Annotated in this window: 9 protein-coding genes; 7 read left to right on the top strand and 2 right to left on the bottom strand. The window is 37.1% G+C overall.

Annotated features, from left to right (window positions below; genetic code table 11):
- Positions 1 to 6: 6 nt before the first annotated feature.
- The 6 genes from J0L69_14295 (at position 7) to J0L69_14270 (ending at position 7,186) form a co-directional block, all read left to right on the top strand.
- Positions 7 to 3,237 carry a SpoIIE family protein phosphatase gene (locus tag J0L69_14295; GenBank protein MBN8694361.1) on the top strand — a complete coding sequence of 1,077 codons (3,231 nt, stop codon included), beginning with the start codon at positions 7 to 9 and terminating at the stop codon, positions 3,235 to 3,237.
- Positions 3,238 to 3,263: 26 nt separating this feature from the next.
- Positions 3,264 to 4,127, top strand: coding sequence for a hypothetical protein (locus J0L69_14290; protein ID MBN8694360.1), 864 nt, complete (start codon positions 3,264 to 3,266; stop codon positions 4,125 to 4,127).
- A gap of 3 nt (positions 4,128 to 4,130) precedes the next feature.
- Positions 4,131 to 4,712 (top strand): SiaB family protein kinase, encoded by a 582-nt coding sequence (locus J0L69_14285; GenBank protein ID MBN8694359.1) that lies wholly within the window; start codon positions 4,131 to 4,133, stop codon positions 4,710 to 4,712.
- 21 nt (positions 4,713 to 4,733) lie between these two features.
- Positions 4,734 to 5,114 (top strand): DUF1987 domain-containing protein, encoded by a 381-nt coding sequence (locus J0L69_14280; protein MBN8694358.1) that lies wholly within the window; start codon positions 4,734 to 4,736, stop codon positions 5,112 to 5,114.
- Between the two features lie 114 nt (positions 5,115 to 5,228).
- Positions 5,229 to 6,284 carry a class I fructose-bisphosphate aldolase gene (locus tag J0L69_14275; GenBank protein MBN8694357.1) on the top strand — a complete coding sequence of 352 codons (1,056 nt, stop codon included), beginning with the start codon at positions 5,229 to 5,231 and terminating at the stop codon, positions 6,282 to 6,284.
- A gap of 56 nt (positions 6,285 to 6,340) precedes the next feature.
- Positions 6,341 to 7,186 carry an acetyl-CoA carboxylase carboxyltransferase subunit beta gene (locus tag J0L69_14270; protein MBN8694356.1) on the top strand — a complete coding sequence of 282 codons (846 nt, stop codon included), beginning with the start codon at positions 6,341 to 6,343 and terminating at the stop codon, positions 7,184 to 7,186.
- 64 nt (positions 7,187 to 7,250) lie between these two features.
- Here J0L69_14270 and J0L69_14265 read toward each other — a convergent pair whose 3' ends face one another.
- Entirely contained in the window at positions 7,251 to 10,727 is a 3,477-nt protein-coding gene (locus tag J0L69_14265) for a T9SS type A sorting domain-containing protein (protein MBN8694355.1), read from the bottom strand.
- 192 nt (positions 10,728 to 10,919) lie between these two features.
- Here J0L69_14265 and gldN point away from each other — a divergent pair, with 192 nt between their 5' ends.
- Positions 10,920 to 11,762 (top strand): gliding motility protein GldN, encoded by an 843-nt coding sequence (gldN, locus tag J0L69_14260; protein MBN8694354.1) that lies wholly within the window; start codon positions 10,920 to 10,922, stop codon positions 11,760 to 11,762.
- Between the two features lie 190 nt (positions 11,763 to 11,952).
- Here the strand turns inward: gldN and J0L69_14255 are convergent, their stop codons facing one another.
- Positions 11,953 to 14,319: an SBBP repeat-containing protein gene (locus J0L69_14255; protein MBN8694353.1), complete on the bottom strand. Its 2,367-nt coding sequence runs from the start codon at positions 14,317 to 14,319 to the stop codon at positions 11,953 to 11,955.
- Between the last annotated feature and the right edge of the window lie 27 nt (positions 14,320 to 14,346).

Below are 14,346 nucleotides of genomic sequence, written 5' to 3'. Positions count from 1 at the left end.
TGTTTGATGCTCAAAAGGTTAGTTATATTCTTGTTGTTAGTATGCTGCGTAAAATTAAGCGCGCAATCCATCCGATTTAAACATATCACAAGCGAAGAGGGTCTTTCTACCAATTACGTTACTGCTATTATTCAAGATGATAAAGGCTTCATGTGGTTTGGAACTCAGGAAGGTTTGTGTCGTTATGACGGTTATCAAATCACAGTTTATAAAAGTGATGTGGGTCGGCCAAGTACACTTTCATCTTCTGATATTTCGACTATTTATCAGCACACCGACAAAAAAATATACATCGGTACGCTCGATGAGGGCTTGAGCATTTTCAATCCGTTTCTTAACACATTCGAAAGGGTTCCTGTAAAAGGCGCTGCTGATAAAATTCTATCCGATTCAAAGGTTAATGCCATTGTTGGCGCAGGTCAGGATAAATTATGGATCGGAACGGCTACCGGTTTGAATTTGTATGATATAAAAACAAAATCTATCAAACATGTGGCAATAGAAGAGGGAAAAGAGGTTGAAGTAAATTGTTTGTATTCGTATGATAAAGGTGTTTTGGTTGGAACCAAAGATGAAGGCTTGTGGTTAATCAATCAAAATGGACAGTTAAATCGCATTAATCCCGAAAACATTTCCAATGCAAAAATAAACAGTAAGCAGTTTAAAACCATTAAAGCCATTGCTGAGTATGCCGGAAATTTTTATGTGGCTACCTATGGAAACGGAGTAGCGGTTTTAGATGTTGAGACGTTTGAAATTGTAAAAGTAGTTAAGCCTTTTGATGAAGATCGTAATGCAAACTATATTGAAGATGTAGAGGTAAGAGATAATGTTTTATATGCAGTTACACGCGATGGTTTTGTTGTTTTTAATTTAATTAAGGATGTTACTCCTACTTTATTGAAAAAGGATGATAAAGATGATTACAGTATAAACGACAATTATATTAAAACCATTTTTATCGACGGACAAAAAAACATTTGGTTAGGAACATTTACAGGTGGGGTGAATGTGGCATTTTCGCAAACACAAAAATTCCCTAATTTAAAAGAAAGCATTTCCTCGCAATTAAAGAATGCGTTTTCCATTCATGAAGATACAGATGGTTCATTATGGGTAGGAGGAGAAGGCTATTTGCGCTTGTATAACCGTAACTCAGGACAAATTACCGATTACAGTTATCTTATTGAATCTTTGAATTATGTTTTGTCGCTAAAGGGTGATAATGAAAATATTTGGATTGGTACATGGGGAATGGGTTTGTTTAAATACAATAAAGCAACCCGCAAAAAAAGTCATTTATTAGATTCTGATTTGGGTGGAACCATCATGACGATGAATTTTGATAAGAAGGGACGATTATTTGCCGGATCGTATGGAGATGGTTTATTTGTAGTTGATAGAAACGAACAGATTAAACATTATACTTCTGAAAATGGATTAAGCAATGACAACATTACCTCCGTTTTATTCGATTCCAAAAATAACATGTGGTTGGGTACTGATGGAGGAGGCGTGTGTTTTATCAAAGGAGGAAATCTTGATGATCCTAAATCCATTAAAGTGTTTTTACATTATGATACTGCAAATAGCATTAGTTCTAACAGTGTTTTTTCATTGCTGGAAGACAAAGAAGGGATGATTTGGATGGCAACCAATTCCGGCTTATGCAGATATAATCAGCGCAGCGGTACATTCACCTCATACACAGAAAAAGATGGTTTATCCAATAATTTTATTTTTTCAGTTTTAACCGATAGTCTGGATAATTTATGGATGAGTACCAACAAAGGGATTTCTAAATTCAATCCGCAAGCAGCAAACATTAACGGTTCGGCTATTCGAAATTACGATCAGAAAGATGGATTATTGAATATTGAATTTACACAGGGAGCGTATGCCAAATTATCGAGTCGTGAAATGGTATTCGGTGGTGTAAATGGCATTAATATTTTCAATCCAAAAAAAATCACCGATAACTTTCACGTGCCACCGGTTTACATTGTAAGTTACAAGCGTTCAGGTGAGGATGTGACAACAGATACCTCGTTGGTTTACAAAAAATATTTAAAGTTGAGTTGGCGTGAAAATTATTTTCAGTTTGAGTTGGCGGCATTAGATTACAACTCACCTCTTAAAAACAAATACATGTACAAGTTGGAAGGTTACGATAAAGAATGGTCGGCACCTACCAATATTCGTTACATTTCTTATACCGAATTACCGGGTGGCGATTATGTTTTTAAGGTGAAGGCAGCAAACAATGATGGTGTTTGGAATGAAGAACCGTATTCAATTTACATCACAGTCGTTCCGCCATTCTGGAAGACAACCTGGTTCTACATATTAGTTTCGGTATTGGGATTAGCGGGTGTTATAGTCTTTACGCAATTAAGAACAAGAGCCATTAAAAAAGAGAATAAAATTCTCGAATCCAAGGTGGCGGAGCGTACCAAAGAGTTAGCAGAAAAAAATGCCGACATCACCGCGAGCATAGAGTATGCCAATCGAATTCAGGAAGCTATTCTTCCTTCTAAGAGTGATATTTTCGCGAAGTTTCCTGAAGCCTTTATTTTGTATAAACCAAAGGATATTGTGAGTGGAGATTTTTACTGGTTCGGTTATAAGAACAATTGTAAAATATTTGCAGTAGTGGATTGCACAGGGCATGGCGTGCCGGGTGCATTCATGAGTATGATAGGTCATAATATCTTGAATCAGGTGGTGATGGAAAAGGCCATTACAGATCCGGGCCAAATTCTAAATAAATTACATACGGGTGTTCAGGATGCTTTAAAGCAAGGACAGAATGAAATAGATACGGCTGACGGAATGGATTTATCTATACTTTCCGTAAATGAAACTAATGGCGAAATATTATGGGCATCCGCATTCAGGCCGGCAATAATTATTAGGAATAATGGTGAATTAGAGAAGTTAAGCGGAAATCGTTATTCGGTTGGTGGCGCGCAATTAGATGAAAACAGAGTATTCACTACACATACGGTTTCGATGGCCAAAGGAGATACAATTTATTTGTTTTCAGACGGTTATGCGGATCAGTTTGGCGGTGATCATGGAAAGAAGTTAATGTTAAAACGCTTCCAGGATGAGTTATGTTTGATTCATAAATTACCAATGAACGAACAAATGAGTGAATTGGATAGGATTTTTGAAACATGGAAGGGTAACAGAGAACAGATTGACGATGTTTTAGTGGCTGGTATTCGTTTTTAATTAATTATTTTATAAATTTGCTATACATGAAAATCAATACAACTACAAAGTTTTTATCGATTGCAAGTTTATGTCTGTCGTTATTTTTTTTAAACTCATGTAAGAAAAAGGATAATGAAGTAGATACGGAAACTCAATCGGTAGTGGATAATTCAATTTGCGAGCAGGAGTTCATGCAAATTCAACCTACCACAAACAATCTTTCAATTAATACAAAGGGTACAGGCGCAAAAAAAGTAACGGCTAATTCATCTTTATTAGCGTCATGCGATACCTTGGTTTATTTAAGTGGTGATACTACTTACACCAACTTGAGCAATCCTCCAAAATGGCAGTTCAGTTTTACTAGTTGTTCTGCGGCTAATCATGATGGTGTTGTTCGTACAGGTACCATTTTGGTTACCTTTTTAGGAAAACCTAAGAACACAGGTTCAAAATCCATCATCAAAATGCTCAACTATAAGGTAAATAACAATATTACTTATACATGTGATAGTATTGTTGTAACTACACAACCTGCAACTGCAAATACAAAAGGTTTCCAAGTGGAAATCATTAATGGTGTTTGTACAGGTAGCGGTGGTTGGACTATTAAATACAGCTCCAACAAAACCATTACCATGAATAATAATGGTACACCTCTTGTTTTTGCGGATGACTTTACGACAGTTGCCGGAACTTCTAATGGAACGAATCGCGAAGGCCGTAATTTCTCGGTAGCGATTAATGATATTGTTAAGCCTTTAAATTGTAAATACATTACATCCGGTTCATTGGATTTAACACCTGAAGGATTAAGTAAGAGAACTGTAAATTATGGTGAAGGTAATTGTGATGACGACGCAATTTATACAGTAAACGGACAAACAATCGCATTTAAATTGAAGTAAAGAATGTCAGTGGTTTCATCAGGCATAATGGTAGACGCGTTTAATATCTACGATAAGATGGAGAAGAATAATATTCTTCTGTCATTCAAAGGAGATATTACATCTGAACTACTTACCTCAATTCTCCTGATAATGGAGAATAAGATGGATAATATGCAGGAAGAGCCCAAAATGAAGAAAAAGGTGTATAATGTTTTGGTTGAATGCTTACAGAATCTATATCATCATATGGATGATGTGGCTGATACTGTTGGTGATATCAATCGTTCCGCCATTTTCATGATAGGTAAAACCAATAATTCTTACACCATCACCACCGGAAATTATATTCTAAACGAAAATATTCACGGACTAAAAAACCGTTTAGACGAGGTAAATGCCTTAAACAAAGAAGAATTAAAGGAATATTACAAAAAAGTACTCAATAATGGCGAAATGTCGCTTAAAGGCGGAGGGGGTCTGGGGATGATAGATATAGCCAGAAAAACAGGTGAAAAATTAGATTATAATTTTTTGGAAATTGACAATAAAGTTTCTTTCTTTACGCTAAATATTAAAGTCAGCCAAATTCAATTACAACAATAAGAATAACAAACAATAAATACTATGGAAAAATACTCAATTGACGGCACACCAAAAACCCCAACCATCAGCTTCGATTTAGGATCAGGTGTATTGGAAATTAAAGGACGTTCTATTCCTGAAAACTCAATCGAGTTTTATAAGCCTTTGGTAGATGCTTTAGATAAGTATGCAGGTTCTCCAAAACCGGCCACTAATGTGAATATTCAGTTAGAATATTTCAATACAAGTTCTTCTAAATGTATCTTAGACGTTTTCAAAAAATTAGAAAACATTAATAAAGGTGGAAGCGCTGTTACTATTAACTGGCATTATGAAGAAGATGATGAGGATATGTTGGAAGCAGGTGAAGATTACCAAGCCATCATCAATGTACCTTTCAAAATGGTACAGGTTAGCGAATAATTTTAATTCCCTTTAAATATTACCCCGAAAATCCAATTTTTCGGGGTTTTTTATTCATAAAACAACCTTATTAAGGGCAATTTTAGTAAATTTGCCCACTTAAAAAATTAAGCTATGTCAGTTAATATTAAAGAACTTTTAGGCGCACAAGCCGATACTTTATTAAACCATACCTGCAAAACTATCAGTAAAGAAGATATTCACCTTCCAGGTGCCGATTTTGTTGATCGTATCTTTCAACAAAGCAATCGTAATCCTCAGGTTTTAAGAAGCTTACAGCAGCTTTACGGAACCGGACGTTTAGGTAATACAGGTTACATGAGTATCCTGCCTGTTGACCAAGGAATTGAACATAGTGCCGGTGCTTCTTTTGCGCCAAATCCTATTTATTTCGATAGCGAAAACATTGTGAAATTAGCCATTGAAGGTGGTTGCAACGCTGTTGCTTCTACATATGGTGTTCTGGGTTCCGTTGCACGTAAGTATGCGCATAAAATCCCGTTTATAGTAAAAATTAATCATAACGAATTCATCTCTTACCCTAACAAATTTGACCAAATTATGTTTGGTACGGTAGAAGATGCCTGGAATATGGGAGCTGTAGCAGTTGGTGCTACTATTTACTTTGGTTCTGCTGAATCAGGACGCCAAATTATCGAAGTCGCTCAGGCTTTTGAACGCGCGCATCAATTAGGTATGGCTACCATTTTATGGTGCTATACACGTAACTCTGCATTTAAAAAAGATGGTGTAGATTATCATACCGCAGCTGATTTATCGTCTCAAGCTAATCACTTAGGCGTAACTATTCAGGCCGACATCATTAAACAAAAATTATCGGATAAAAACGGTGGTTACTTAGCAACCGGTCACGGTAAAACACATCCTAAAGTATATTCAGAATTAACAACCGATAACCCAATTGATTTATGCCGTTACCAAGTAGCTAATTGTTACATGGGACGTATGGGCTTAATCAATAGTGGTGGAGAAAGTAAAGGTGCTTCCGATTTAGCTGAAGCAGTAACAACAGCGGTTATTAATAAGCGCGCGGGTGGACAAGGCTTAATTTCAGGACGTAAAGCATTCCAAAAGCCAATGAAGGAAGGAGTAGCTTTATTGAACGCTATTCAGGATGTTTATTTAGATAAGACAATTACAATCGCTTAATAATTAAGATGAATAATTCTTTAATGAATTTGATTCTTAAATTAAAAAATTAAAACATGGGTTGGTTTAAACGATTAAAAGAAGGTATTACAACAAGCACCACGGATAAGAAAGAAACTCCGGAAGGCTTATGGTATAAATGTCCTTCTTGTAAAAAAATACATACGGCGCAAGATCACCATGCAAATAAACATGTGTGTTTAGATTGCAATTATCACGAGCGAATCGGAAGTAAAGAGTATTTCGAAATTATTTTTGATAATAACCAGTTTACTGAATTACACGAGAATTTGGTGAGTGGCGACCCTTTAGAATTTGAGGATACCAAAAAGTACACCTCACGTTTAACGGAGTCAATTAAAAAATCGGGATTGAAAGATGCTTTACGCAGCGCGTATGGTAAAGTGAACGATCAGGATTTAGTAGTGTGTTGTATGGATTTCGGATTCATCGGCGGATCCATGGGGTCTGTGGTTGGAGAAAAAATCGCACGTTCCATTGATTTTTGTATTAAAACAAAAACACCTTTATTGATTATTTCTAAGTCGGGTGGGGCACGTATGATGGAAGCAGCATTTTCATTAATGCAAATGGCGAAAACGTCGGCTAAGCTTTCTCAGTTGGCTCAAAATAAAATTCCTTATATCTCTTTATTAACCGATCCAACTACCGGTGGTGTAACCGCAAGTTATGCGATGCTTGGTGATATGAACATTGCTGAGCCGGGTTCATTAATCGGATTTGCCGGACCACGCGTTGTAAAAGAAACCATTGGTAAAGATTTACCAAAAGGATTTCAAACAGCAGAGTTCGTGTTGGAACATGGTTTCCTCGACAAAATTGTTCCGCGTACCGAATTAAAAGAAAAGTTAGGTACACTTTTAAAAATGCTAAAGAATTAATTTAGTTTATAAAAATAAAAAAGCCCGGTTAAACTAACGGGGCTTTTTGTTTTAGTTCATTTGATTATTCAATCACTAATTTCTTGGTACAGGTTTTCTCATTTTGTGTAATCTTCACTAAGTACACACCTGCTTTTAATGAAGTGGTATTAAAGGTGTAACTCTCTTTTTCCAACACAACTGGTAATTCAATATTTCTTCCTAACATATCTGTGATTTGTACTTTGCTTTCCTGTGTACTCAACATGCTTAACACAAATTGATTTCTCGCCGGATTCGGATATAATCTAACATTGTAATTCAAATCATTTTCTTTGATGCCAACATACGCGAATGGTTTTGTGCTGAAGCTATATTCAAATCCTTTTCCAAAATCAGTTTGGAAGGTTTTGATAATTGTTCCTTGCGCGTTTTTGAATCGTACATATCCTGCACCTTGTGCTGTGCTCGCCCACCATTGTAATCCGTCTTCGCCTGAATCTTCTACGACTAAACGGTAGCAACCATTTAATATATAGTTATCCGTAAACGTTGTATTTGGTGTATTTAAAGTGCTTGCACCCGGAACAACATTTCCGGCCGCGTCAATTAATTTATACGAATTCTCAAATGGATTATTGTTGGTTTTAAATTCAACGGTTAATGTATCTGTAATAACATCCGGTAAATTAAAATCAATGGCCATTTTATTGTTGTAAGAATAATTATCAGCGGCATTATTCGCTTTCTTTAATTCTACATTAAAATAATTTTTACCGCTGTTCATTTGCGCGTTTTGCCATAAAGCTCCAATCGGTAATGTAATGCTTGCAGTGTCCATGAAAGCTAAATTGCCATTCCAGGTAAATGTTTCTTTTGTTGGTGTATTATTAATCCAATATTCAATATCTAAAGAGGATATATTTACGGAGCCTGTATTTCTTACAATGATGACCGGATTCGCGCACATTGGATTCTCTCTTGAATACTCTACATAATTTCCGGGTTTACGTACATTAATCATGGCCGCATCTAAATTATGGTTCGGTCCGCTGTAGCTTATTAACTGATGCGCGGCAATATAACGGTAATCACCCCCCGACACCGGTGGATTAGAAGTATTATAATCTAAAGTAACTGTTGAGCCCGGCGTTACATAAGGAGTAATGTAATACTCTTTTAATAATGAATATTCACCCGGACACCAGCCTTGTCGGTCGTACACCCAAGTTCCTCCCTGAGGATAAACAGGATTACCCGCACACGGACGCGTAATTTGCCAGTTAAATTCATTGGCGCCACCATTAATGTTGAAGTAATGATTAATCAAACCGCCATTCTGATGAAATTCTCCCTCAGCACCATGACCTGTAATTGTAGAACGCATTTTAAATGAAGAAGCCGAATTATTCATGGTGAGCGTTTGTGTTTCAAAACGTGTATCGTTGGTGATGCTGCCAATCCCAACACCGCCTAAACGCGCACCGCCTTGCCATAATTGATGACAATCTAAAACAGTGCGAGGCGGAGTTCCGACAATAAAATAAAAATCGATATCCATTTGTTCTTGCCATTCACCACCCATAGTCATTAACAAGCGTTTTCTTCCTTTTAATAATGGTGCGTAATCACTCATGTCGAAGTACCAGGTTTTGCCCTGCATACCAAAATCGAGACCAATTCCGTAAGGTGTAACAAACGACATTAACTCAATGTAATAAGGATGACGAGTGAAATAATTTAAATTCGTAATGTTGATAGTTCCGGTAGGTGTAACCGCTATAGTTCCGGTTAAAGTCCCACTGTCGCCATCGTATACGTTTAATGGCGAAGCATTATACATATTATTATTTGTTGATACTAAAGTAACGCTGTCATGCTTCATAGGTGTAACTGAAGCATTAGAAGTAATGGAGTAGGACTGCACTACGTTAGGGTCACGGGCAATAGAATCTTTTACAGTAACGGTTGTTGTGCTAATCGAATAAGAACCGCGTAAGAATGTAATGTTAGGTTTAACATTCAATTCATTAAACATGCGGTTTAATTTATTACCACGATCAAAAGCCCAATTCACATTGGTGCCTGTTGAGGTGGCTAATGATTTAATATCATTAATCGTTAAGCCGCTTCCTTCCATCATAGGGTAATAGGCTTTTAAGTTAGAGTAGGATGGATGAGTCGCGGTGATGCTGGAATTCATAATAGCTTGAATTTCTGTTTGCGGTAATTCCTTATCCCAGAAAGAAAGTTGATTAATTTTTCCTTTGTAGTTATTGTTAAGTGTATTGTCTTTCCCTAAAATCATATTCATGATAGAGATTGGTTTTGATTTACCATTTCCTACTGCCCAAATAGCACCGTTTAAATAGATGCGCATCCAACCTGTAGCGGTGTTTTTTGTAAACGCCCAGTGATTCCATTGTCCGCCATTATTAGCCGCTGTAGAAATTTTGCTGATGCGATCATAACCTCCGGCACTGTAACCGCAATCAAAATAAATGTTGCTGTTGCTCCAAGGTAAGTGAATGTTAAGCTGACGCTCATTTGGATTGGCACTAGTTGCGTAAAGAATAGAAGTATTGGTTGGCATCATGCTGCTGTTACCATAAGCCCAAAAAGAAACTGTCATTTGATTATTGATAGAGCTTAAAGAAGTTGTATTCATGTTCACATGGCCTTGCGCGCTTAAGTTGAGCGCGTAATTGTTGTTAGCATAAATCGCTTCAACAGAGGAAGTATTTTTCCCTAAAAGCACAATAGGAGTAGAAGGGGATGCATTAGTAAAAGAGAAGTCGATTAAAAGATTATCTGTACCATTCCACACAAATGGTGTGTGAAATTGTATTCTGTTCGGTCCACCTATAAAAGTGAAATTAGAATTAAATACATTAGTGAATCCGCTTAAGTTTGGAGTAGCGGCACTTAATGAATTGGCTGTAGTGTGTTTAATATTCATATTAAAGAAATTGGCAGTACCTCCTGAACCAATTACATTCAATAATAATGCATCTATATTACCTGCTGTCATACCAATGCCGGAAAGTTCTGCGGCTGTATAAAGAATTTGCGTACGTCCTGATTTTTCATTTGTTTTTAAAACTTCAGGAATAGAAATCATTCCAGTAGGAATAACAAATGAAGTTTCTGAACTGATACTATTAAGTGTTACATTAATCTGATTGTATAAATAATAATCATACAAAGGAAAGTTAGTGTAGTAATAAGTGCTTCCCGAAAAATTAGAAATAATATGACTCGGATGTGTTTGCGCCGCGTTTTCGGTACGCGAAGAATCGGCAATGAAAGTATTACAAGAATAATCCCACTCACCACACCCCAAATTACGATTTGAAGAAGTCGACACCAATCCGTTTTTGCAACGCATATTGTACTTCATGATGATTTTTTCGTAAGTGAGACTGTTGTTCGGGAAATTAATCGCGGTGTCACGCGTTGCACTTCCGTATTTGAAAGCTTTCACCACAATTGTATCGCCAACAGATTGCGGGAAGGTTGCAAGTTCAGTTAAAAGCAAAAGAGTAATCAATAATTTTTTCATTCTTTTTTTATGATAATTATAGTTTATAAAATTGGGGATATTCAAATATAACTAAAACGTTTTAACAGAGGGGGTCTAAAAAGCCAAATTAGTGCACATTTCTTCAACATTTTGATATTAAAACAGGAATGCTAAGTATAGCTTTGTTCATACTCTTGTAACTTTTTCGTGTCGTAGAAATTATAAATTGAAATGCGAAACCTAACTTTCATATTCTTTCTTTTTACGATTATTGTTAATGCTCAGGGCCTTTTTAATGACGGAGATTATGAAAATGCAGATCCATGCGGTAACGAAAACAGTTCTCTATTAATCAATAAACGTGCCGTACCGCGACAATACCTTCGTGAGAGTGATGTTGCCTGGGAAAAACGTGTGTGGCGTGATTTGGATTTAAAAGAAAGACAAAATTTCTCTTTGTATTATCCAACCGAGTATTTGCCTTGTCGACTTTCTTTAATACAAATTGTGAGTAAACATGTGTTGAACGGTGAACTCATCGCTTTTGAAGATGAGAGTTTTTATAAACCACTCGAAATTTCTTCGGTGAGAAATAAAATTCGTGAGACGGGAGAAATAAGTGAAATCACCTACGATGAAGAAGGGAATCAACACGAAACAGCGCGCGCGGTGACGGATTCCGTTTCTTTTCTCAATCGTGTTACCAAAGTAAGAATATTGGAAGATTGGTACATGAATAAACAAAATTCAAATCTGGAAGTGCGCATTGTGGCCATGGGCTTTTATGAATTCCTTCCGGATAAAGACGCGTATAAGGAATTATTCTGGGTGTATTTTCCTGCCTTACGGAAGCAATTAAGTAAATATCGCGTGTTTAACGGCAAGAACAATGGCGATTATTCCTCTTTCGATGATTTATTCTTGCGCCGTGAATTTTCCAGCTTAATTGTGAAAGAAAATAATGTGTACGACCGTTCCATCAGCGAATACTGTAATGGCATTGACGCCTTATTGGAATCCGACCGCATCAAATATGAAATTTTTAAAATGGAACAGGATTGGTGGCAGTATTGATGGATGTTTGATGTTTAATGCCGCGAGGCTTTGCTCGCGGTGGCGAGTTTACCTCGCCATTTTGTGTTTGTTATTTAAATTGTTTTTGTCCTTGGTTTATTGTTTGTTACTACCAAATTCATAATCCATCACTTATAACTCATCACTTATAACTCATCACTCATAATTCATCACTCATAACTATTAAAACCTATTCCTTCACCAATTTAAAATAACTTCTTCTACCTTCAGCTTCTAATTCAACGAAGTAAATACCCGCGTTCATTTCCTGTAAGTTTATTTCAACTGTATTCGCGTCTGCATAAATTTTTTCGACAATCAATTTACCATAGGCATCGTATAATTTTAAATTGAAATTATTGATGGCTGTTTCAATGAAAAAGCTGGAATGCGCAGGATTCGGATAAATTCTAATCATTACTGGAATGGCTGTTTCATTAATAGACGTACATGCAGAAACACTTTGTGTAATTGTACTTACATTATTACAACCTGCAGAACTTGTTCCGCTAATTGTATATGTTGTTGTAAGGCTAGGTGAAACAGCAATGCTCGTACCTACGCCTCCAGGATTCCAGGTATAAGTGAAAGCGCCACTTGCGGTGAGGGTTGCTGTTTGTCCCGCACAGATTAAGGTATTACTTGTTGATGCATTAATTGCAGGTAAAGGATTCACTGTAACCGATGAACTTGCAGGGGCTGAAGAAATGCATCCGGATGCACTCGTACCAATAACCGAATAAGTGCTGCTTGATGTTGGAGACACTACAGCATTACCTCCTTGAATAGTATATGTTGCAGCACCGCTTGGAGATATGGTGAAGGACTGACCTATACAAATGGAACCACTGTTTACGCTAACTGTTGGTAAAGGATTAACAGTAACGGCTAATGTTTGTTGCGGACTTGCTCCACAGGCATTATTAGCAGTTACAGAAAAAACACCTGATGTTCCGGGAGTAGCGGAAATTGTATTGGTAGAACTTGTGCCGCTCCATCCGCCGGGTAAATTCCAGGAATATGATGTAGCACTTGATACGGTTGCTATGCTATAACTAGTTGCACCCGAACCTGCACACATTGAGTTTAAACCAGAAATAGAGCCTGGTTGAGAAGGAGCTGATGCGCAGGGAGCTAGTTTGTGTACAAAAATATCGAAGCCACCAGAAGATGCTAAATTGAATACACCTGCGCTAGAGTCAAAATCAACATTTCCTTGAAAGCTACCGGTTGTATAAACAAGCCCAGAACTAGTTGAAGCTAAGGAAAGGCCGTAATCATATCCGGAGTTCCCCATTGCTACTCCCCAAGCAAAATTACCAGTGGCATCAAGCTTTTGAATGAAAATTTCCGAAAAACCTAATGATGTTTGATTAGTAACCCCCGCACCCGGATCTAAGTCAACAGTATTATTAAAATATCCGGTGGTGTAAACATTTCCTGAACCATCAGTAGTAATACCCTGACCAACGTCTTGACCGGATCCTCCGATTGATTGAGACCATAAATAATTACCATTTGCGTCAAGCTTTAAAACGTAGATGTCGGTTGAACCGGAAGAGGAAAAATTAGATACTCCCGGACCTGGATTAAAATCAACGGTTCCTTGGAAATATCCAGTTGAATAAATGTTCCCTAATCCGTCTATTGTTATTGCATAACCTATATCATTAGAAGTATTGCCTACTGATTTTGCCCATATAAAATTACCATTTGCGTCAAGTTTCTGAATAAAAATATCAGAACCTCCGCCTGTAGCAGTTAAATTAAAAACACCTACACTCGGATCAAAATCAACAGTTCCAACATAATACCCGGTTGTGTAAACGTTTCCTAAACCATCTAATGTAGTACCATAGCCAACATCACTAGACGTACTCCCCATTGATTTTGCCCAAACAAAATTACCAGATGCGTCTAGTTTCTGTACGAAAATATCGCTACTTCCTGATGATGATGTTAGGTTTAAAACACCTGCGCCCGGGTCAAAATCAACAGTTCCCTGAAAGGAACCAGTCGAATAAACATTTCCTGAAATATCGGTTTTGATTGAAAAACCAAAATCGGTTGAGCCGCTTCCCATTAATTTAGCCCAAACAAAATTACCTGAAGCATCTAGTTTGTGTACAAAAATATCGAAACCTCCTCCTGATATAAGATTAAAAAATCCTGCACCAGGATCAAAATCTACAGTACCGCTAAAAGAACCTACTGTAACAATATTGCCGGAGGCATCTATTGTGATGCCACGACCTTCATCTCCGCCTGTGCCTCCCATCTTCTTCGCCCAAACAAAATTACCGGCAGCGTCCAATTTTTGAATAAAAATATCAGATAATCCTGAGGAGACTAAATTAAAAACGCCAGCGCCTGGATCAAAATCCACAGTTCCTTCAAAATAGCCTGTGGTATAAACATTTCCTGATGCGTCAAGAGCAATAGCATAACCGGATTCATTAGATAAGCCTCCCATCTTTTTTGCCCAATTAAAGGTTGGAGTTTGAGCCTTAATAAATGTAAGTAAACATAACGCGATTATGGTAAATAGTTTTTTCATGATTTTAATTTTAATATTGATATGCAG

The organism is Bacteroidota bacterium, assembly GCA_017303905.1.
Classification (GTDB): domain Bacteria; phylum Bacteroidota; class Bacteroidia; order B-17B0; family Aurantibacillaceae; genus JAHEYG01.
This window is presented reverse-complemented; position numbering and strand designations above follow the sequence as displayed.